The sequence below is a fragment of the Lutimaribacter degradans genome, assembly GCF_023703375.1.
Taxonomy (GTDB): domain Bacteria; phylum Pseudomonadota; class Alphaproteobacteria; order Rhodobacterales; family Rhodobacteraceae; genus Lutimaribacter; species Lutimaribacter degradans.
Genome location: NZ_JAMQGO010000018.1, coordinates 15,577 through 34,358, shown reverse-complemented (window position 1 = coordinate 34,358; position 18,782 = coordinate 15,577). Strand labels below are relative to the sequence as shown.

The following is an 18,782-nucleotide window of genomic DNA, read 5'->3' as shown; positions in this document are numbered from 1 at the left end:
ACGTGTGGCGACCCGATACGACAGATGCCCAAAGGTCTTCCTCTCCGCCATCGCACTCGCGGCGCTCGTCATTTATTGGCTATGAGTCCTGAGCCTAGAAGTAACCGCGCGAAACAAGAACAGCAAGCACGTCAGAGCGAGAGTTCCGGGCGGATGGGACAGGGCAGAAAAGACCTGGTCGAGTCGGCACGGCCGGTCGCAGCCCGACGGTTCTTGTGGCATGTTCCACCCATGCACGGTATCTCGGAATGGCAACGGCGGAGCATTGAATGACCGATCTTGAAACCCGTATCGCGCAGGGGCGTGGCGATGAGCCTGCCGATCTCGTCCTTCGAGGCGGCACGGTGTGGGACTTGGTGACCGACACGCATGTGCCGGGCGATGTGGCGATCTGCGGTGACACGATCGTCGGAATCGGCGGCAGCTACGAGGGCCGTTCGATCGTTGATGTTACCGGAATGACACTGGTGCCCGGCTTCATCGACACGCATTTGCACATCGAATCGTCGCTAGTGACACCGTTCGAGTTCGATCGCTGCGTGACGCCCCTGGGCGTGACAACCGCGATCTGTGACCCTCATGAAATCGCCAACGTGATCGGCACGGACGGCATCCGGTATTTTCAGCAGGCCAGCCAGCACACCCTGATGGATATCCGCGTGCAGCTTTCGTCCTGCGTGCCATCGACGGATATGGAAACCGCCGGTGCCCGGATCGAGGCGGCTGACCTGCGCCCGGTGATGGGCCACCCGTCGGGTATCGGGCTGGCCGAGTTCATGAACTACCCCGGCGTGATTCACCGCGACCCCGCGGCAATAGCCAAACTGCAACTGTTCGAGGGCGGGCATATCGATGGGCATTGCCCACTTTTGTCCGGACACGACCTGAACGCCTATGTCGCGGCGGGCATACGCACCGAGCACGAGGCAACCACCGCCGAAGAGGCACGCGAAAAGCTGCAAAAAGGGATGCGCGTGCTGATCCGTGAAGGCTCGGTTTCCAAGGATCTGCACGCGCTGCAACCCCTGCTCAGCTTGACGACGGCCCCCTATATGGGCCTTTGCACCGACGACCGGAACCCGCTGGATATCGGGGAAGAGGGGCACCTGAATTTCATGGTGTCCGAGCTGATCCGGCTGGGCACGCCGCCGCTGGCAGCGTATCGCGCGGCATCGCTTTCGGGGGCCGAGGCGTTCAGCCTGAAAGATCGCGGCCAGGTCGCACCGGGGCGGCGGGCCGACATCGTGGCCCTTTCCGATGTCGACGCCTGCACGGTCGAGATGGTTTTCGCCGGCGGTGTCCGGGTATGCGAGGCCGCTTTTGCCACGCGCGGCCACGTGGCGCCGGTGGGGCGCAACTCGGTCAAGGCGCCGCGCGTGACAGCTGACAGTTTTCGTGCGACCGCCAACCGCGAAAATACCGACGTGATCGGCATCGTCGAGGGCAAGATCATCACCGAGCACCTGCATGAAACCGTGCCAATACTTGACGGAGACAAGCGCCCCGACCCCGCGCGTGACCTGGTGCGCATCGCGGTGATCGAACGGCACGGGAAGAACGGCAATATTGCCACCGGCTTCGTGCGCGGGTTCGGCCTGCGGGCGGGCGCCATCGCCTCGACCGTGTGCCACGATCACCACAACATCGCCTGCGTCGGTGTCGACTATGCCGACATGGCGCTGGCCGCGAACCGCCTGTCCGAGATCGAGGGCGGTTTCGTCGTCGCGCGGGCTGGCAAGGTGTTGGCCGAGCTACCCCTGCCCGTTGCCGGATTGATGAGCCTTGCCCCCTTCGAAGAGGTGCGCCACGCGTTGGAAGATTTGCGCGCGGCCGCCAAATCGCTGGGTGTCACGCTGAACGAGCCTTTCCTGCAACTGGCATTTCTGGCGTTGCCGGTGATCCCCGCGCTCAAGATCACCGACCGCGGGATGGTGGATGTGACGCGGTTCCAGTTGATCGGCTGACGATCACCGGGCGCGGCCAAGATGCATCCCGGCATCCACCAGCAATGTTTCACCCGTGACATGCCGCGCGGCATCCGACAGAAAGAACAGCGCCGCGTCGGCGATGTCATCCGGCCCCGAGGCAACGTGCAGCGGCGTGGTCGCGGCCACCTGCGCCTCTTTCTCGGCATACCCGGCCTCGTCCATCGCATCGCGAAACCAGCGTGTGCCTATAAAGCCGGGGCAGATCGCGTTTACCCGGATCGCTGGGGCAAGCGCGCGCGCCAGCGACAGCGTCATGGTGTTCAGTGCGCCTTTTGACGCGGCATAGGCCACCGATGAGCCGACACCCTTGACGCCGGCGATGGACGAGGTGTTCAGCACCGAAGCCGCCCGTCCGGTATCGGCATGGGCCGCCACCAGCAAGGGTTTCGCTGCCTGCAAAGTCAGGTAAGGCCCCACCACGTTGACCGCGTAGACATCGAGGAAATCGTCACGGCCGAGCGCGTCGAGGTCGGCGTGGTCGCGCGCGTGCCGGGTGATGCCGGCATTGTTCACCAGCATATCCAGCCGCCCCCAGCCCTGTGCCGCAGCAGCCAGTGCCCGGGCGCCCTCGGTGGTCGATACATCGGCCTGCACCACCTTGACCTCGGCACCCGCTGCGCGGCACAGGTCAGCCGCCTCTTCCGCCTCGGTGGACGAGCGCGTGTAATTCACGATCACATCCGCGCCCCGCTCGGCCAGTTTCACGGCCATCGACCGCCCCAACCCGGTGGCCGACCCGGTCACCAGCGCCTTGCGCCCCTGCATGTCGGTCATTTTCCTGCACTCTCCCCTGTTCGCTATTGCTAGGTGGCCGGCACACCTTGCCCCGCGGCCCACAATCTTGGCAACGGGGGCGGCGCGGTCGCGCAGCTGCGCCGATCATTCTGCCTATCCCGGCACGAAAATCCAATCGAATCAAGGTGTTTCCGGCCATTTCGGCAAAACGCGCCCGGCACGGCGGCGCACCGGCCCCCGGTCAAAGCGCCGATAGCGCCAATTGCCCGGCCACCAGCGCCACGACCGCGCCCGCGCCGATCTCGATCAGGCTTAACGCGCGCAGCGACCGCGCACCGCCGCCCAGTTGCATCAACGTCCCCTCGCGCAGCACGACCGACAGGATCGCCACGGCTACCGTCACGCTGGCCGTGCCCAGCCCCATCGCCAGCGCCCCAAGGATGCCGGCCATGCGAATGTCCATCTGCCAGGTCAGGATCAGCACGAACAACGCCCCGGTGCAGGGCCGCACTGCAACCGCCCCGATCAGCACCAGCGCATCGCGCAGCGAGCGCACCTCGGCCGCCTGTTCGGGCGTGGGGCCGTGGACATGGCCGCAGCCGCAATCGGGGCCATGATCATGGTCGTGATGATGGTCTTGAAGCTGCGGTCCCGACGCAGGTTGCCGGCCAAAGCGCCGCAAACCGCGATAGAACAGCCACAGCCCCACCAACGCCACCATCGCGAAACTGGCCGGCGCCAGCACGCGTTCGGCGGTGTCGACCATCTGGTCGCGCGTTAGGTCAAGCACAAGCACACCGGCATAGACCATGGCGATCGCTGTCAGCGCCTGCGCCAGGCTTGACGCCACGGCCAGGCCCGACAGGCGCAGCAGCGGCACACGACGGCCGACGCCATATCCCCCGATCAGGATCTTTCCGTGCCCCGGACCAGCCGCGTGGAAAAACCCGTAGGAAAAACACAGCGCCAAAAGCCCGCCCAATGCCGCCGGGTCGCCGCCGCGCAGCCGTCGCAACAGCCCCGCCATGGCGTTCTGCACGTCGCGCTGTCCATCGGCGGCCCAGCGGCTGACATCGTCGACACCGCCCATCCCCCACAGCCACAGCGCCAGCGCGGCGATGCCCGCCAACGCGGCCCAGACGATCAGCCGCATGACACAACCACCGTATCCGCGAAAAGGTCGCCCACGGCCGGGTAATCCTCGGGGTCGGGCGGAAGGTCTTCCAGCTGGTCCTCGACCTCGGCATAGGCAGAATCGAGATCCGGTTTCTCGATGGCAACCTCGCAGCCCTCGGGCGCGTGAACGCCCCCCGTGAGATCGTAGGCGGTGTAAAAGGTCGGATCATAGGCGCGCAACGTCACCGATTGCGCCGTGCCATCGGCCAGTGGCCGGTAATGCCGGGTGACGATCTTGCCATCTGCAAACTCGGTTCCGCGCGGCTGCGGCGGCCCCAGGACGAGCGCACCACCCGACCGGCTGGCATACAGATCGCCGGCGAACCCTTCGACCCAGTTCATGTCAAAGCCGTGCAGCGCCTCCAACTCGGCCTCGGTCAGAACGCCGTCGTAATCGTCATCCAGTGCCATGTCTTCCAGAACCAGCAGGCTGTAAAGCTCGTCATAGGCCCAATGAACCTCGACCCCGGTTATACGGCCCGCATCATCGGTGACGATATGCAGAGCGGTATCCACGAAAACATGCGGATGCGCGCTGGCCGCCGGAGCGGTGAACAAAAGCAGGGCTGAGGCAAGGATACGACGCATGGCCTGGGCTTAGGCGATCGGGCGCCGCGCATCAATACGACATGCAGGACTTGCGCCAAATCGCGCCGAAGCGCGGGGCGCGGCGACCCTGCCCATTCGTCTTGCTACCCCTCGCAACAGCGCCCCGGCGCCGGGGCAAACCCGGCGCGCATGTCATGCGCTTGACGCAACAAAATCGCATCCTCGTTTGCAACGATGCTTGCAAGCCTATGTCAAGAAACAGCAAAAGGGAGAGACCGACAAATGAAACATGCAACAAGCGCGGCGCTGGCCGCCACACTCGCCGCAACACCGCTCATGGCCCAGAACCCTATCGATACCATTCGCCCCGATGCCCCCGCGCTTGCCCCCTATGGCGATTTTCCCGTGGGCGTACAGGAACGCAGTTTCACCGTGCCGGGCCGCGTCGACATCGTGAATGTGACCGAAACCGCCACGCCGACCTATGACCGGTCTTACACGGTGGAAATCTGGTATCCGGCCGCCCCCGGAACCCAAGCGGGCGGCACCTATGAAACCGTCATCCGCGACGGCCAGACCGCTACCACCCTGACAGGCCGCGCCGCCCGCGATGCGACGCCCGCAGAGGGCCGTTTTCCGTTGGTCGTCATCAGCCACGGCTACCCCGGCAACCGTTTCCTCATGAGTCACCTCGGCGAAAACCTGGCCTCCAAGGGATATGTCACCGTGTCGATTGACCATGCCGACAGCACCTATTCCGATCAGGCCGCTTTTGGCTCGACGCTTTATAACCGCCCGTGGGACCAGAAGGCCGTGATCGACCACATGGCCGGGCTTGACGGGCCGCTTGGTGCCATTGCCGACACCGACACAACCGGCGTTATCGGCTATTCGATGGGCGGCTATGGCGCGCTGATCTTCGGCGGGGCGGGCGTGACGCAACAGGCGGTCGATTACAGCTGGGGCACACCCCGGGGCCTGTTGGCCGCAAACCAGGCCGGCACCGATGCCCATGCAGGGCTGATGGACGCGCGTGTAAAGGCGATCATCGCCATCGGGCCTTGGGGCAAGAACATGAATTTCTGGGATGAAACGGGGCTGGCGGGCCTGCGCAAACCCACGCTCATGATGGCCGGGTCGGTCGATGACGTGTCTGTCTACCCGGCGATGCGGCAGATTTTCGAACAGGCAACCGGCACCGATCGGCACCTGCTGACGTTCATCGGCGCCAACCACAACGCCGCCGCGCCGATCCCCGCGCCCGCCGAAGCGTGGGAAGATACCGGGGTGCTGGATTTCATGCCCTTCGACCATTACGCCGACGCCGTCTGGGACAACGTGCGCATGAACAACATCGCGCAGCATTTCGCCACTGGTTTCATGAACCTGCACCTCAAGGGCGACAGCAACATGGCCCGCTATTTCGACCTGGTTGAATACGCCGAAGAGGGCAAGGTTTCGCGAAACGACGCGGGCGAAGAAAAGGACGACCACAACTATTGGGCCGGGTTTGCCCCGCGCACCGCGGCGGGCCTGCGTTTCGAGACGCTGAACAAGGGGGAATGATGCGCGAATACACTGCCGAGCTGGGTGGCCACGGCTTTCACATCCGCGAATGGGGGGCGGCGGATGCGCCGCCCATCCTGGCGCTGCACGGCTTTCCCGAATATGGCGGCGCCTGGGCCGAACTGGCCGCGCACCTGCCGGCGTACCGCCTGATCGCCCCAGATCAACGCGGGTTTGGCCAAAGCTGGGCCCCACAGGACACGGATCATTACAAGACCGCGAAACTGGTGGGCGACATGAGCGCGCTGATCGGGCAGATCGGCGCACCCGTTACCGTGCTGGGCCACGATTGGGGCGCGGCGGTGGCCTATGGCCTGGCGATGTTCCAGCCTGCCCTGGTCGACCGCCTGATCGTCATGAACGGCGTGCATCCCGCCCCGTTCCAACGCGCGCTGGCGGCGGGCGGCGCGCAAACTGCCGCCTCGCAATACATCCCGTGGCTGCGCGCAGAAGGCTCAGAGAACATCCTGGCAGCCGACGATTTCGCCAAGCTGCGCGCGCTTTTTGCCGCGCATATGGACATGTCTTGGCTGGCCGGTGGTCGGCTGGAAGACTACTTGGCCGAATGGGCCCGTCCGGGACGGATGCGCGGCATGGTCAATTGGTATCGTGCCTCGCCGCTGGTGGTACCCGAACCGGGCCATCCGGCAGCCGACCTGCCCCATGACAAGCTGCGCGTGCCGATGCCGCACCTTCTGATCTGGGGTGAGAACGACACAGCCCTTCTGCCCGAGGCGACCGAGGGGCTAGAGGCCTATTGCGCCGACCTGACCCGCGCCACCGTGCCGGACGCCGATCACTGGCTGCATCACCAACAACCCGCCGCGGTGGCGCAGATCATTCGCGACTGGCTGGCCCGCTAGAATCGGCAAACCACCACCGTGGCGGGCCTGTCACCAAAAATAGCCCCGCCAACATGGCCTTAGCCGGTGTCGGCGGGCCCGCGCGGTCATTCTGCGGCGATGCTTGGCCGCGGCACCATCAGTGGCGTCACAGGCGCGGCCTCGGGCATCGGCACGATGCGCAGATAATCGCCCAGCTTCGTCCAGATGGTGCCATACCGTTTATCAAGCTCCTCGTCGCTGATGTCGGGGCCCGGCATCAATGGATCACCCGTTGTCCAATCGGCCGGCACCGCCATCGAGGTGTGATCCGAGATTCGCAATGCCTGCCCGCAACGCAGCAACTCTTCGAACGAGCGACCGATTTTCGCAGGGAAATCGAACATCAGCCGCACGCGCAGGCCTGGATCGATGACAAAGCTCTTGCGTATCGTCATGCCGGGAATGTTCTTGGGATGGATCAACCCCATATCCTTCACCAACGTCCCTTCCCGGTCGCAAAGAACCGGAAAATCGACCGAGAGATCGAACCGCTTTTCGATATCGGTGATCCAGCGTGAAACCGTGTTCACCCCGCCGACGGTCAGTGACATGACCGAGAAACCCGCCTTTTCAAACTCTGCCTGAAGCAGCGCCAGAGACATGAGCTCGCTGGTACAAACGGGCGAGAACGGCGCAGTATGGCTGGACAGAACCGTCCATCGACCTTCGGCCCAGTTGTGAAAGGTGATCGTGCCATCGGGGGACGGCAGGCTGAAATTCGGAAAGATATCCCCGATCTGGGGCGCCCACTTGCGCGTGGCCTTGTAGCCGCCTGGTATTTCGATCCAACTTTCGCCGGTTTTGGGCTTGGGTTTGCTGAAGGTGATCATTTGATGCTCCTATTTTGCAGAAAACAAAAGAGCACTTGTAAAACAACCGTAAGGTGCACCCTTTCGGCAAAACTAGGCATTATTAAGGCAAGCCCTCGATTTATTCTACTTTTTCATGCATTCCGTCATCGCCATGCCGTGGACGAGGTGGCGGCGGGCCCGTTCACCGGCCATAGGCCCTCATGCGGGGCAGTAACCAGGGGTTACGCCCACTTCCCCCGCCTTGCCCGCTCTGCCATACTGCACACTAATCAATCAAATCATGAGCAGCAAGCACAATGGCCGACGACCTTCTGACCCCAGCCACGTCCTCTGACTACGATGCCGCCTCGATCCAGGTACTCGAAGACATGGAGCATGTCCGGCTGCGACCGGGCATGTATATCGGCGGCAAGGATGATCGCGCGCTGCATCACATGGTGGCCGAGATCATAGACAACTCGATGGACGAGGCCGTGGCAGGCCACGCCACTTGGATCGAGGTGGAACTGCACGACAACGGGCACGTTTCGGTGCGCGATAACGGCCGTGGAATTCCCACCGGCCCGCACCCCAAGGATCCGTCGAAATCGGCGCTGGAAATCATCTTTTGTACCCTGAACGCGGGCGGCAAGTTCTCGGGCGACAGCTACGAAACCTCGGGCGGCCTGCATGGCGTCGGCAGCTCGGTGGTCAATGCGCTCTCCGATCACCTGCGGGTCGAGGTGGCGCGCAACAAGGAACTTTACGCGATGGAATTCTCGCGGGGGGTGCCGCAGGGCAAGCTGGAGAAAATCGGCGCCGCGCCCAACCGGCGCGGCACGGCCGTCACCTTCCACCCCGATCCCGAGATTTTCGGCGCGTTGCAGCTCAAACCCGCTCGCCTGTTCAAGATGGCCCGCTCAAAGGCCTACCTGTTCTCGGGCGTCGAGATCCGCTGGAAATGCGCCACGAGCGACGGAGAAACCCCGACCGAAGCAAAATTCCACTTTCCCGGCGGCCTGTCAGATTACCTGAAAGAGGCGTTGGGCGGTGCCTCGACCTACGCGGAAACCCCGTTTTCCGGTACCGTGTCGTTCGAGAAATTCAAGGCCCCCGGCAAGGTCGAATGGGCGATCAACTGGACTCCGGCGCGCGACGGTTTCATCCAATCCTACTGCAACACCGTCCCCACCCCCGAGGGCGGCACGCACGAGGCCGGGTTCTGGGCCGCAATCCTGAAGGGCATCAAGGCCTATGGCGAACTGGTAGGCAACAAGAAGGCTGCCCAGATCACCCGCGAAGACCTGGCAACCGGCGCCGGTGCGCTGGTGTCATGCTTCATCCGCGACCCTGAATTCGTGGGCCAGACCAAGGATCGCCTTGCCACGGTTGAAGCGCAGCGCATGGTCGAAAACTCGGTCCGCGACCATTTCGACAACTGGCTGGCCGCCGACACCAAATCGGCTGGCGCGATCCTTGATTTCCTGGTGCTGCGCGCCGAGGAACGGCTGCGCCGACGTCAGGAAAAGGAAACCCAGCGCAAGACCGCCACCAAGAAACTGCGCCTGCCCGGCAAGCTGGTCGATTGTTCGGCAACCAACCGCGACGGGACCGAGCTGTTTATCGTCGAGGGCGACAGCGCGGGCGGTTCGGCCAAGATGGCGCGAGACCGCCGCACGCAGGCCCTGCTGCCTTTGCGCGGCAAGATCCTGAACGTGCTGGGCGCGGCCAGTTCGAAACTTGGCACCAATGCCGAGATCAGCGACCTGACCCAGGCCCTCGGCGTCGGGCTGGGCACGAAATTCAACGTCGACGACCTGCGCTATGACAAGATCATCATCATGACCGATGCCGATGTCGACGGCGCGCATATCGCGTCACTGCTGATGACATTTTTCTTCACCCAGATGCGTCCGATGATCGATACGGGACATTTGTACCTGGCTTGCCCGCCGCTCTATCGCCTGACGCAGGGTGCGCGCCGGATGTATGTCTCGGACGAAGCGGAAAAAGAGAAATGGCTGGCCAAGGGGCTGGGCGGCAAGGGCAAGATCGACGTGCAGCGGTTCAAGGGCCTGGGCGAGATGGACGCCAAGGATTTGAAGGAAACGACGATGGACCCGAAAACCCGCAAGCTGATCCGCGTGACGATAGACGAGGACGAACCCGGCCAGACCGGCGACCTGGTGGAGCGGCTGATGGGCAAGAAGCCTGAATTGCGGTTTCAGTATATCCAGGAAAACGCGCGGTTCGTCGAAGAATTGGATTTTTAGGGACATCGGCAATCTGGCGCCCCTTGGAACGTTCCAGACGCGCGACGGCGCCTTGCGCGGATCATTCGGGGCGACGGGTATCACCGGGTTGCCGGGCTTCAGCCCGGCACACCTCTCGACCTGCTGGCGACGAAAAACCCATCGCGGCCGGCCAACCCCGGTCTACGCACTTGATCTTGCCGTGCCGGCGGGCAACTGTTCGACCATGCGCGCCCTGATCCTTACCGCCTGCGTGATCCTTCTGGCCGCCTGCGGGCGCCCCATGACGGAAAACGAGGTTGCCTTCGCCACCGCCCTGCACGGGGACACGGTGAACCCCGCGCGCGTACGCTTTCATGACGGGTTGGTCGCGGGGTCGTTCACCTATCAACGCCCCGTTCGCCCGCGCCTGAGTTGCAGCGAGCGGATATTTCCACCCTCGCGCGGCGAAACCGTCACCGTCTCGCCCGGCGCGGCGGTTCTGTTCAATCGCGTGTTCTATCGCCGTGACCTCTACCGCGACGATTTCATGAAGGGCTTTCCGGATCGGATAGACCTGCTGGATGCCATGATGTTCGCCCACGAGATGGTGCATGTCTGGCAATGGCAAAACCGCGCGCGCACGAAATACCACCCGCTCAAGGGCGCGGGCGAACATTCGGGCAATCCCGACCCCTATCTTTTCGATGTCGAGAACACGGCGCGTTTCCTCGATTACGGCTATGAACAGCAGGGCGCGATCATGGAAGAATATGTCTGCTGCCGCCTGTTGGACCCGGACGCCCCGCGCACGGCCCGGCTGCGCGAGATGATTAGCGCGGAAATGCCGCTGAACGGTCTTGACCGCGCGATCAGCCGCCCACGGGTGCGCCTGCCCTGGCCGGGGGCAAAGACGCGGGGCATCTGCCGTTAACGCTGGATGGACTCGAGGTAGAGCGCCACCGCCGCCAGGGGGCGCGGCACCGGTGTCAGCTGCCCGTCGCCCACATCGACCGGCACGGTATCACCACGTAGAAGCAGGCCGAATTCCGGCATCTCCTCGGTGCGATCCATGCGGGTGTACCCGTCGATCTGCGACAAAACCTGCGCGCGGGGAAATGTCCCGCCATTGCGCGCCGAGATCCGGGTCAGGTCCGACGGCGCAGGTTGCATCCCATCGGCGATTTCGCCACCGCCGCGCCCATCGGCGCCATGGCACAATGCACAGTTTTCCATGAAAAGCGCCTGTCCCTCGGGTGGTTCGGGCATCTCGGCCACGGCGCAGGCCGCCAGCACCGCCCCGCCCAGACAAAAGCCTGCAATCGCGCGCAACATTCCTGTTCTCCCTGCTTTAATCCTGGATAGCCTGAAGGAAGACGATCAGATCCGCAATGGGCCGGCTGGTCATCACCAATTGGCCCGAGGGCAGTTTCAGCGCGGTGTCGTCGCCTTCGAACAGCTCACCATAAACCGGCATGTCGCTGCCATGGCTGACCAGCGGATCGCGCCCGTCGATGCGGCGGATCACCCGAAGCATCGGAAACGCGGCATCGTTGCCGGCGGCAAGCTGCGTCAGGTCCGTGGGCTGCACAAGAAGCACCGGCGCCATTGGTCCGTTGCCCCGCGCCTCGGCGCCATGACAACTGGCGCAACGTTGCATGTACAAGCCCGCCCCCTCTTCGGCATCCTGCGCGGCCACGGCCATGGGCCATGCGGCCAGCACCAGGAGAAGAATAGCTTTCATGGCGATATCCTTATTGCTGCAGCGTTTCAACGTAATCGACAAGCTCGACCAGCGCGCGCGGTCTTTCTACCTGTCTGCCATCGGCGCTGGCAACAGTCACCGTGGCGCCATCGAAAAGCGGTCCGTACTCTGGCATGATCGAATCATGATAGCGCCCAAGTTTACCGTAAACCTGCGCCATCACCGCCTCGCGCGGGAACGTCCCGCCATTTGCCGCGGCCAGGGCCGTGAGGTCGGCGGGCGGCACCGGCAGATCGGTCGCCACCCGACCATCCCCCTGCCCGCCCGATCCGTGGCAGGCAGCGCACAGGCTGTCGAACACCGCTTGCCCCGGATCAGAGCGCGGCCTGTCAGCCACGCAGGCCGCCACGGCCAGCGTGGCGCCCAAGATGACAATCGCGCGGTTCATTCCTACCTCCCCGGGGATGCTCCTTGACAATGTGTCGCAACCGTCGCGCATTCATGCATTGATCTGGATCATGGGTGACAAGCGCGTGCAACCGCGCCATGGTGCACCCCGGACGGCAGAAAGGACAAGACGGCATGACAGTTTCGGTGGCCGAAGCAGAGAAAATCCTCGAGCAGAGCTTTGCGCCCTGGGTGCGTGCACTGGATATTCGTGTCGACATAATGGGCACCGACCGCGCCACCCTGTCGATTCCCATAACCGACCAGATCGCGCGCGTGGGCGGCATCGTCAGCGGGCAGGCGCAGGCCACGCTTGCGGATACCTCGATGGTGTTTGCCTGTTTTGCCCACCTGGGCGCGCCTCTGCCAGTGGCCACCACCAACCTCGACACGCAATTCCTGCGCCCCGGCACCGGCGAACGCCTGCGCTGCGAGGCGCATGTGGTGCGGGCCGGCAAGGCGCTGATTTTCGCGCGCGCCGACTTGCTGACCGCGCCGGGCGACAAGCTGGTGGCACAGGCCACCGCGACGTTCTTCAAACCCCAAGTGTAACGGGCCACGCAGGCGATTGCGCGAACGTCACATGTTCAAGCCCCCCGATAACGGAACGCAGGAAAGACCACGATGCAACCCACTCATTTCTACGCGCTGACGATGCTGGCCGCCGGAATTGGCATTCCCGTCCTGGCGGCCTTGAACGCGCAACTGGGCGCCCGGCTGGGTTCACCCGTGGCGGCGGCGGTGGTGCTTTTCTGCGTGGCGCTGCTGACGAGCCTGGTGGTTCTGGTGCTGACGGGGCCGCGCCCGATCCTGGCCTTGGCCAGCGCGCCGCGGCACCTGATGCTGGCGGGGCTACTGGTGGCCTTTTACATCTTGTCGATCACTTTCATCGCGCCGCATTTCGGGGTTGGCAACGCGGTGTTCTTCGTACTGCTGGGGCAATTGCTCAGCGCCGCGCTGATCGACCATTTCGGGCTGTTCGGCGCGCGTGTCAGCCCAGTCAGCCTGACCCGCGCGGGCGGCATAGCCCTGATGGCGGCCGGGGTTTTCCTGACGCAGCGAGCCTGAGTGCCATCGGGACGAACAGACGACGAGCTTTAGCAAGCGGCGCAAGGGCCGCGCGGGACAACCCCATGAAATTGCCGGAATGCGCCGGGCCTGGCCGGTCAGAATTCCAAGCGGTCAACCCTGGCTAAGACCACCCTTGTCCAGCCGCAAAACACGATCCATCCGGGCCGCCAACGCCATGTTATGGGTGGCGATCAGGGCCGACAGGCCGGTGGCACGCACAAGGTCCATCAGCGCGGCAAACACCGTATCGGATGTTTCAGGGTCCAGGTTGCCCGTGGGCTCGTCGGCCAACAACAGCCGCGGTTCGTTGGCCAAGGCCCGGCAAAAGGCTACGCGCTGCTGCTCCCCGCCCGACAAGGCGGCGGGGCGATGCTCGGCCCGTTCGGCCACGCCCACGCGCGCCATCAGGTCCAGCGCGCGCAGCCGCGCCTCGTCCTTGGGCACGCCGCGCGCAAGCTGCGGCAGAACGATATTCTCCAAAGCCGAGAATTCGGGCAGCAGGTGATGGAACTGGTAGACGAACCCCACGTCGTTGCGCCGAACGATCGTGCGCCGCCTGTCCGACAGGCCCACCATTTCGTTCCCGCCTATCATGACCGAACCCTCGTCGGGCGTATCGAGCAGCCCGGCGATGTGCAGCAGGGTAGACTTGCCCGCGCCCGAGGGCGCCACGAGTGCCACCACCTCGCCGCGGCCAACGCTCAGATCGACACCGCGCAGCACCTCGACCGCGCCGGGCTTGCCCTTGCTATAGGTCTTTGTCACGCCCTTGAGCGTCAGCACCGGATCATTCATACCGCAACGCCTCAACCGGGTTCATACGCGCGGCACGCCGCGCCGGGAATATCGTGACAACGAAAGACAGGCCCAGCGACAGCGCAACCGCGCTTGCCACGTCCGAAAGCTCCAGCTTGGCGGGCAGGTAATAGATCCCGCGAATGGACGGGTCCCAGGCGTTGCCCCCGGACAGCCCGTTGACGAAGGCAAAAATGGGGTCGATATAGATCGCGAAAAGGCAACCAAGGATTACGCCCAGCGCCGTGCCGATTAGCCCGGTAAAGGCCCCGCAGATGAAAAACACCCGCAGCACCGACCCCTCGGTCAGGCCCATGGTGCGCAATATGCCGATGTCGCGGCCCTTGTTCTTTACCAACATGATCAGACCCGAGACGATGTTCATCGTCGCGATCAGCACAAGGATCGCCAGGATCACGAACATCACCCTGTCCTCGATTTCGAGCGCATTTAGAAACCCGCCCGATGCATCGCGCCACGTCCATAGTTGCGCGCGCTCTCCGGCGGCATTCAACAGCGGCATCATCAGCTTGTCGACCTCTTCGGGTTCTTCGACCATCACCTCAAGTTCGTCGGCCACGCCCTCGCGATTAAAGAAAACCTGCGCCTCGTCGAAGGGCATGTAAACGCGCGTGCGGTCGATATCCCAGCGGCCCGCGCTGAAAATGTAGGTGACGGGATAGGCGTTGACCCGCGGCTTGGTGCCAAAGGGGGTTTTCACGCCATTGGGGCTGATGATCTTGATCGTGTCGCCAAGCGATACGTTCAACTCGCGCGCCACGCCCGAGCCGACGGCGATCCCGTCGGCGAAATCTTCCACGCGGCCCTCGTGGGCATCGCCCTGGCCGATCCGGGGGATCGACCTGAGATCTTCCGGCGCGATGCCGAACACCTCGATTCCCGCGTTGCGATTGCGCGCATTGGCCATGACCTGCCCCTTGATCAGCGGGGCCACGCGGATCACGCCGGGCACATCGGCCACGCGGGCGGCCATCTCGGTGTAGTCGGGCAAGGTACGGTCTATCGCACCTGTCTGGGGGTCGACCTCACCCAGGTTGTAAATGGTAACATGGGCATTGGCGCCCAGGATCGTGTCGACGAACTCCGCGCGAAACCCAGAGCGTACCGCCAGCGTGGCGATCAGCGCGAACACGGCAAGCGTGATGCCGATCAGGCTGATCCACGTCATCACGCTGACACCGCCCTCGGCGCGCTTGGCACGCAGGTAGCGCCAGGCGATCATCCATTCAAAGCGAGAAAAGGGCGCGGTCTGCGAAAGTCGCGGCTGCGGCACTGGATATCTCCGTCGGGAATTTCAGCGCGACATTGGGCGTTTGACCGCGCGCGGTCAAGCCGCGCGGCACAGGTCGGCAAAGATGCGCGCCGATTTGGCCCCGTGGCTACTGTGTAGCCAGCACCATGCACACCTGCGACGGGTCCGACAGCCCTTGCAAGACGACTTCGCCCCCACGCAGACACAAGCACAGGTGCCCATCATCTGTATGGTCATAAGTGATCTCAGGCGCCTTTTCCGCGTCGCTCTGGTGCATCACGACAACCGTGCCACGTTCGCGGTCCGACACCGGGATGACCACCCGGCCATTCAGGCTTTCGGAAACATGCAGTGCATCGGCAAGGGCAGCCCCATGGTCATCGCAATGTGCAAACATCATGTGGCACCTGTCCTTCCGGTTTCGGCGCGGTTGTCACCACGGGTCTAATACCGCGGGCATCGCACCATTATTTCGCCACAATCTGTCAGAAAAGCGCCGCCCTGCACAAGCATGCATTACGAAACAATGCCTTACCCGATCCGCGACAATCCCCTGGAGTGCCTGTGCCGGCGCAAGGCCCCACGCAGCAGCGATAAAAACGCCGAGAACGCGCCGCCGACGGTGACGAACCCCGCGAGGGCAAAAACCAACCCCGCAAAATCCAGTGGCAAGGCCGGGCGGTAATCGTGCCAGGCACGGGCGGCAATCTGCGTGTCGGTCAGCCGCGCGGCGTGATAGGCCCGCATGAACGGCCCCGCCGCGCGCAGCGCATCCAGGTCGGCGGAAAGCCGCCCGTGCCGTTCGAAGGTGCGAGCCATGTCGGCGCGGCGATACTCCAGAAAGGCAGAGCCGGCCATCTGGTCCAGCGCGGCCTCGCGGCTCAACCCGGCGGCGGTGGCCGAGGCGTCGAAATCATCCACCACGCGGGCCAGCTCGTCCACCGCGCCTCCCAGGCGCTGGGTATACTGCTGGGAATAGGCAGGGAATTGCGAAAGTCCCAGCGCCCCGACAAGACCGCTTACGAGTGTAAGGCTTCGAAAGATCATTGATCCTGGTCCTCGCCGGCTGCCATCGGCGATAGCGCCGCCGAGAGCGCCTGGGCCAAAGCGCGAAACTGGTCCGGTTTGGCGACCGCGACGTCATAGGCCATTGACGCCACCGTGCCGTCGGCCAGCCGCAAAACAAAGGCCCCGGTCTTTGGCCCGAAGGGGATCGCGATCGCGCCGGCATGCGACATGACGCGCCCTGCGGCCTCGGTGCGGTAATTCATGCCCAGCCCGTATGCGGCCCCATCGCCCCGTTCGAAATGCGGCGCGGCCAGCGGATTGGCCCCCACGGCGCCTTCTGGTCCGAACCAGTGGGCAATCAACCGGGCATGATCGGCCATGCTCATGCGCCAGCCACCCCAGCCCGCGAAAGCGCCGAAACGCGGGGATAGCACCCCGGAAACGCCGGCCGGGGCCAGCACCCGCGCGCGGCAGGCCGCCGCGTAGCTTTGCCCGGTGGTGATTTCGACGATCCGGCCCAGCAGCGCGTAATTCTCGTTGTTGTAAATAAACGCGCCTCGGGTGCCCTTTTGTCGCTTGCGATCCTGCACGATCCGCGTGACATGGGCATGGCGCGGCGCATCCTCGTTCAGCCAGAAGCCCATGCGCAGCTGGGTGCTGTCGGGCGCGATCCCGGCGCTGTGCGTGACCAGCTCGGCCACGGTGCCGGCGGGTGCATCCGCGCCCAGCACCTCCGAAATCGGGCTGCCCCAGGACAGCAGGCCATCTTCGACCAGCGAGCGGACACAAAGCGCGGTGATCGCCTTGGAGTTCGACGCAAGGTCGCGCGGGGTGTCAGCGTCGCGCGCGTGGATGAGCGCGCCATCGCGCACCACCGCCATGGCGGTATCCCGTGCACCTTGCGCCTTGGCCCACGCCTGAAACGCGTCAAGCGGGTCGGCCGACGCGGGGGCGGCAGACCCGAAAAACGCCAGCGCAAAAAGGGACAACATGCGTCGCATCACGGACCAAGCCTAGCAGCAAGCAGCGTGCCGATCCAACCCGCCCGCGCGGGTTACAGGCCACGCACCATGTGCGGCGCGAAAATTTGCGCCACGCGGTCAATCGCCGCCTCGGGGCTCATTTCCTCGCTTTCGCCGGTACGGCGACAGGTCAACTCGACCACGCCGTTCTTCAGGCCACGCGGGCCTACCGTGATACGCCAGGGCAGGCCGATCAGGTCCATCGTGGCGAACTTGCCGCCCGCGCGCTCGTCGGTGTCGTCGTAAAGCGGCTCCAGCCCCTTGGCCGTCAGCGCGGCATAGAGGGTTTCGCACGCGGCATCCGCCTCGGCATCGCCGGTTTTCAGGTTCACGATGCCCACGTGGAAGGGCGTAACGCCCTCGGGCCAGATGATGCCGCGCTCGTCATGGCTGGCCTCGATAATCGCACCGACAAGGCGCGACACGCCGATTCCGTGGCTGCCCATGTGCACCGGCACCGCCTTGCCATCGGGGCCCTGCACCGTGGCGCCCATGGCCTCGGAATACTTGGTGCCGAAATAGAATATCTGGCCGACTTCGATACCCCTTGCCACGCGGCGGCGCGCTTCGGGAACCTGGTTGAACAGGGCCTCGTCATGGGTTTCGTCGGTGCGCGCGTAGCGGCTGGTGAATTCCTCCAGCACAGCGTGGCATTGCTCTTTCGAGGTGTAATCAATGTCCCGATCGCCGAATTTCAATTCGGTGATCTCGCTGTCATAGAACACCTCGGATTCGCCGGTTTCCGCCAGCACAAGGAATTCATGCGTGTCATCGCCCCCGATGGGGCCGCTGTCGGCGCGCATCGGGATGGCCTGCAGCCCCATGCGTTCATACGTGCGCAGGTAGCTGACGAGGTGACGATTGTAAGCGTGCAGCGCATCCTCTTTCGTCAGGTCGAAATTATAGCCGTCCTTCATCAGGAATTCGCGGCCCCGCATCACGCCGAAGCGGGGGCGGATCTCGTCGCGGAATTTCCACTGGATCTGATACATGGTCAGCGGCAGGTCGCGGTAGCTGCTGACATGGCCGCGGAAGATGTCGGTGATCAGTTCCTCGGCGGTCGGCGTGAACAGCATGTCGCGGTCGTGCCGGTCCTTCATCCGCAGCATTTCCTGGCCGTAATCGTCGTAGCGGCCGGATTCACGCCACAGGTCGGCCGATTGCAGGGTCGGCATCAACATCGGCAGGTGGCCGGCGCGCAGCTGTTCCTCGTGCACGATGTTCTCGATCTTGCGCAGCACCTTGAAACCGAGCGGCAGCCAGGAGTAGATTCCGGCGCTGGCCTGCTTGATCATGCCGGCACGCAGCATGAAACGGTGGCTGACAATCTGCGCCTCGGCGGGCGTTTCTTTCAGAACGGGCAGGAAATAGCGGCTCAGGCGCATGATGATCCTCGTGCAAACAGGGTTGGCGTTTCCTAGCTTGTCACCGGGTGCCAGACAAGGGGCGGCGATTCCACCCCCGGGGCAAGCGCCGTTTGCCTTGCCCCTTGCAACTTATTGCCGACCGATAGACATATGAAGGACAGGAGTTTCCGGAGT

The 18,782-nt window shown here is 64.0% G+C and carries 20 protein-coding genes and 1 pseudogene; 8 read left to right on the top strand and 13 right to left on the bottom strand.

Annotation, left to right across the window (positions count from 1 at the left end):
• Both M8744_RS16990 and ade read left to right on the top strand, forming a co-directional pair.
• A pseudogene (locus tag M8744_RS16990) lies at positions 1 to 85 on the top strand (IS5/IS1182 family transposase); the annotation flags it as partial.
• Between the two features lie 184 nt (positions 86 to 269).
• Positions 270 to 1,964, top strand: coding sequence for an adenine deaminase (gene ade / locus M8744_RS16985; RefSeq protein ID WP_251419946.1), 1,695 nt, complete (start codon positions 270 to 272; stop codon positions 1,962 to 1,964).
• 3 nt (positions 1,965 to 1,967) lie between these two features.
• On the opposite strand, the gene M8744_RS16980 is transcribed toward ade, so the two are convergent.
• The 3 genes from M8744_RS16980 to M8744_RS16970 form a co-directional block, all read right to left on the bottom strand.
• Complete coding sequence (locus tag M8744_RS16980) at positions 1,968 to 2,762, bottom strand: SDR family NAD(P)-dependent oxidoreductase (RefSeq protein ID WP_251419945.1); 795 nt, start codon at positions 2,760 to 2,762, stop codon at positions 1,968 to 1,970.
• A gap of 202 nt (positions 2,763 to 2,964) precedes the next feature.
• Entirely contained in the window at positions 2,965 to 3,876 is a 912-nt protein-coding gene (locus tag M8744_RS16975) for a nickel/cobalt transporter (RefSeq protein WP_251419944.1), read from the bottom strand.
• Positions 3,867 to 4,487 carry a DUF1007 family protein gene (locus tag M8744_RS16970; RefSeq protein WP_251419943.1) on the bottom strand — a complete coding sequence of 207 codons (621 nt, stop codon included), beginning with the start codon at positions 4,485 to 4,487 and terminating at the stop codon, positions 3,867 to 3,869. The genes M8744_RS16975 and M8744_RS16970 overlap by 10 nt, the downstream gene beginning before the upstream one ends.
• Before the next feature lie 243 nt (positions 4,488 to 4,730).
• Between M8744_RS16970 and M8744_RS16965 the strand changes: the two genes are divergently transcribed.
• Entirely contained in the window at positions 4,731 to 6,014 is a 1,284-nt protein-coding gene (locus M8744_RS16965; protein WP_251419942.1) for an alpha/beta hydrolase family protein, read from the top strand.
• On the top strand, positions 6,014 to 6,877 hold the full coding sequence (locus M8744_RS16960) for an alpha/beta fold hydrolase (RefSeq protein WP_251419941.1): 864 nt from the start codon (positions 6,014 to 6,016) through the stop codon (positions 6,875 to 6,877). Before M8744_RS16965 ends, M8744_RS16960 begins: the two co-directional genes overlap by 1 nt.
• An 86-nt stretch (positions 6,878 to 6,963) precedes the next feature.
• Here M8744_RS16960 and M8744_RS16955 read toward each other — a convergent pair whose 3' ends face one another.
• Positions 6,964 to 7,728, bottom strand: coding sequence for a redoxin domain-containing protein (locus tag M8744_RS16955; protein ID WP_251419940.1), 765 nt, complete (start codon positions 7,726 to 7,728; stop codon positions 6,964 to 6,966).
• A 278-nt stretch (positions 7,729 to 8,006) separates the two neighbouring features.
• On the opposite strand from M8744_RS16955, the gene parE reads away from it, so the two are divergent.
• Both parE and M8744_RS16945 read left to right on the top strand, forming a co-directional pair.
• Positions 8,007 to 9,962 carry a DNA topoisomerase IV subunit B gene (gene parE, locus M8744_RS16950; RefSeq protein ID WP_251419939.1) on the top strand — a complete coding sequence of 652 codons (1,956 nt, stop codon included), beginning with the start codon at positions 8,007 to 8,009 and terminating at the stop codon, positions 9,960 to 9,962.
• A 205-nt stretch (positions 9,963 to 10,167) separates the two neighbouring features.
• A complete protein-coding gene (locus tag M8744_RS16945) occupies positions 10,168 to 10,854 on the top strand; it encodes a basic secretory family protein (protein ID WP_251419938.1) in 687 nt (228 codons plus the stop codon).
• Here the strand turns inward: M8744_RS16945 and M8744_RS16940 are convergent.
• Genes M8744_RS16940 through M8744_RS16930 form a run of 3 tightly spaced genes read right to left on the bottom strand, consistent with a single transcriptional unit; the run spans position 10,851 to position 12,073 of the window.
• Positions 10,851 to 11,255 carry a c-type cytochrome gene (locus M8744_RS16940; protein WP_251419937.1) on the bottom strand — a complete coding sequence of 135 codons (405 nt, stop codon included), beginning with the start codon at positions 11,253 to 11,255 and terminating at the stop codon, positions 10,851 to 10,853. The genes M8744_RS16945 and M8744_RS16940 overlap by 4 nt on opposite strands.
• Before the next feature lie 16 nt (positions 11,256 to 11,271).
• Positions 11,272 to 11,664, bottom strand: coding sequence for a c-type cytochrome (locus M8744_RS16935; RefSeq protein WP_251419936.1), 393 nt, complete (start codon positions 11,662 to 11,664; stop codon positions 11,272 to 11,274).
• Positions 11,665 to 11,674: 10 nt separating this feature from the next.
• Entirely contained in the window at positions 11,675 to 12,073 is a 399-nt protein-coding gene (locus tag M8744_RS16930) for a c-type cytochrome (RefSeq protein ID WP_251419935.1), read from the bottom strand.
• Positions 12,074 to 12,207: 134 nt separating this feature from the next.
• Between M8744_RS16930 and M8744_RS16925 the strand changes: the two genes are divergently transcribed.
• Both M8744_RS16925 and M8744_RS16920 read left to right on the top strand, forming a co-directional pair.
• The gene (locus tag M8744_RS16925) at positions 12,208 to 12,624 is read left to right on the top strand and encodes a PaaI family thioesterase (protein ID WP_251419934.1); all 417 of its coding nucleotides are present in this window, start codon (positions 12,208 to 12,210) and stop codon (positions 12,622 to 12,624) included.
• A gap of 72 nt (positions 12,625 to 12,696) precedes the next feature.
• Positions 12,697 to 13,140, top strand: coding sequence for a DMT family transporter (locus tag M8744_RS16920; protein WP_251419933.1), 444 nt, complete (start codon positions 12,697 to 12,699; stop codon positions 13,138 to 13,140).
• Between the two features lie 114 nt (positions 13,141 to 13,254).
• Here the strand turns inward: M8744_RS16920 and M8744_RS16915 are convergent, their stop codons facing one another.
• From M8744_RS16915 to proS, 6 genes are all read right to left on the bottom strand, one after another.
• Positions 13,255 to 13,938, bottom strand: a complete 684-nt coding sequence (locus tag M8744_RS16915) for an ABC transporter ATP-binding protein (protein WP_251419932.1) — start codon at positions 13,936 to 13,938, stop codon at positions 13,255 to 13,257.
• Positions 13,931 to 15,181, bottom strand: coding sequence for a lipoprotein-releasing ABC transporter permease subunit (locus M8744_RS16910; RefSeq protein WP_251419931.1), 1,251 nt, complete (start codon positions 15,179 to 15,181; stop codon positions 13,931 to 13,933). Before M8744_RS16910 ends, M8744_RS16915 begins: the two co-directional genes overlap by 8 nt.
• Positions 15,182 to 15,338: 157 nt before the next feature.
• The gene (locus M8744_RS16905; protein ID WP_251419930.1) at positions 15,339 to 15,611 is read right to left on the bottom strand and encodes a hypothetical protein; all 273 of its coding nucleotides are present in this window, start codon (positions 15,609 to 15,611) and stop codon (positions 15,339 to 15,341) included.
• Between the two features lie 131 nt (positions 15,612 to 15,742).
• A complete protein-coding gene (locus tag M8744_RS16900) occupies positions 15,743 to 16,258 on the bottom strand; it encodes a DUF2937 family protein (protein WP_251419929.1) in 516 nt (171 codons plus the stop codon).
• Positions 16,255 to 17,211 (bottom strand): serine hydrolase domain-containing protein, encoded by a 957-nt coding sequence (locus M8744_RS16895; RefSeq protein ID WP_251419928.1) that lies wholly within the window; start codon positions 17,209 to 17,211, stop codon positions 16,255 to 16,257. Before M8744_RS16895 ends, M8744_RS16900 begins: the two co-directional genes overlap by 4 nt.
• Positions 17,212 to 17,273: 62 nt before the next feature.
• Positions 17,274 to 18,626 (bottom strand): proline--tRNA ligase, encoded by a 1,353-nt coding sequence (gene proS / locus M8744_RS16890; protein ID WP_251419927.1) that lies wholly within the window; start codon positions 18,624 to 18,626, stop codon positions 17,274 to 17,276.
• Positions 18,627 to 18,782 lie beyond the last annotated feature (156 nt).

Bases quoted from the DNA above. Each gene is read 5' to 3' on its own strand.
- M8744_RS16915 (WP_251419932.1), bottom strand. From the start codon at position 13,938: ATGAATGATCCGGTGCTGACGCTCAAGGGCGTGACAAAGACCTATAGC.
- M8744_RS16925 (WP_251419934.1), top strand. From the start codon at position 12,208: ATGACAGTTTCGGTGGCCGAAGCAGAGAAAATCCTCGAGCAGAGCTTT.
- ade (WP_251419946.1), top strand. From the start codon at position 270: ATGACCGATCTTGAAACCCGTATCGCGCAGGGGCGTGGCGATGAGCCT.
- M8744_RS16910 (WP_251419931.1), bottom strand. From the start codon at position 15,181: ATGATCGCCTGGCGCTACCTGCGTGCCAAGCGCGCCGAGGGCGGTGTC.
- M8744_RS16935 (WP_251419936.1), bottom strand. From the start codon at position 11,664: ATGAAAGCTATTCTTCTCCTGGTGCTGGCCGCATGGCCCATGGCCGTG.
- M8744_RS16895 (WP_251419928.1), bottom strand. From the start codon at position 17,211: ATGTTGTCCCTTTTTGCGCTGGCGTTTTTCGGGTCTGCCGCCCCCGCG.
- M8744_RS16980 (WP_251419945.1), bottom strand. From the start codon at position 2,762: ATGACCGACATGCAGGGGCGCAAGGCGCTGGTGACCGGGTCGGCCACC.
- M8744_RS16955 (WP_251419940.1), bottom strand. From the start codon at position 7,728: ATGATCACCTTCAGCAAACCCAAGCCCAAAACCGGCGAAAGTTGGATC.
- M8744_RS16945 (WP_251419938.1), top strand. From the start codon at position 10,168: ATGCGCGCCCTGATCCTTACCGCCTGCGTGATCCTTCTGGCCGCCTGC.
- M8744_RS16900 (WP_251419929.1), bottom strand. From the start codon at position 16,258: ATGATCTTTCGAAGCCTTACACTCGTAAGCGGTCTTGTCGGGGCGCTG.
- parE (WP_251419939.1), top strand. From the start codon at position 8,007: ATGGCCGACGACCTTCTGACCCCAGCCACGTCCTCTGACTACGATGCC.
- M8744_RS16975 (WP_251419944.1), bottom strand. From the start codon at position 3,876: ATGCGGCTGATCGTCTGGGCCGCGTTGGCGGGCATCGCCGCGCTGGCG.
- M8744_RS16920 (WP_251419933.1), top strand. From the start codon at position 12,697: ATGCAACCCACTCATTTCTACGCGCTGACGATGCTGGCCGCCGGAATT.
- M8744_RS16965 (WP_251419942.1), top strand. From the start codon at position 4,731: ATGAAACATGCAACAAGCGCGGCGCTGGCCGCCACACTCGCCGCAACA.
- M8744_RS16905 (WP_251419930.1), bottom strand. From the start codon at position 15,611: ATGATGTTTGCACATTGCGATGACCATGGGGCTGCCCTTGCCGATGCA.
- proS (WP_251419927.1), bottom strand. From the start codon at position 18,626: ATGCGCCTGAGCCGCTATTTCCTGCCCGTTCTGAAAGAAACGCCCGCC.
- M8744_RS16930 (WP_251419935.1), bottom strand. From the start codon at position 12,073: ATGAACCGCGCGATTGTCATCTTGGGCGCCACGCTGGCCGTGGCGGCC.
- M8744_RS16960 (WP_251419941.1), top strand. From the start codon at position 6,014: ATGCGCGAATACACTGCCGAGCTGGGTGGCCACGGCTTTCACATCCGC.
- M8744_RS16940 (WP_251419937.1), bottom strand. From the start codon at position 11,255: ATGTTGCGCGCGATTGCAGGCTTTTGTCTGGGCGGGGCGGTGCTGGCG.
- M8744_RS16970 (WP_251419943.1), bottom strand. From the start codon at position 4,487: ATGCGTCGTATCCTTGCCTCAGCCCTGCTTTTGTTCACCGCTCCGGCG.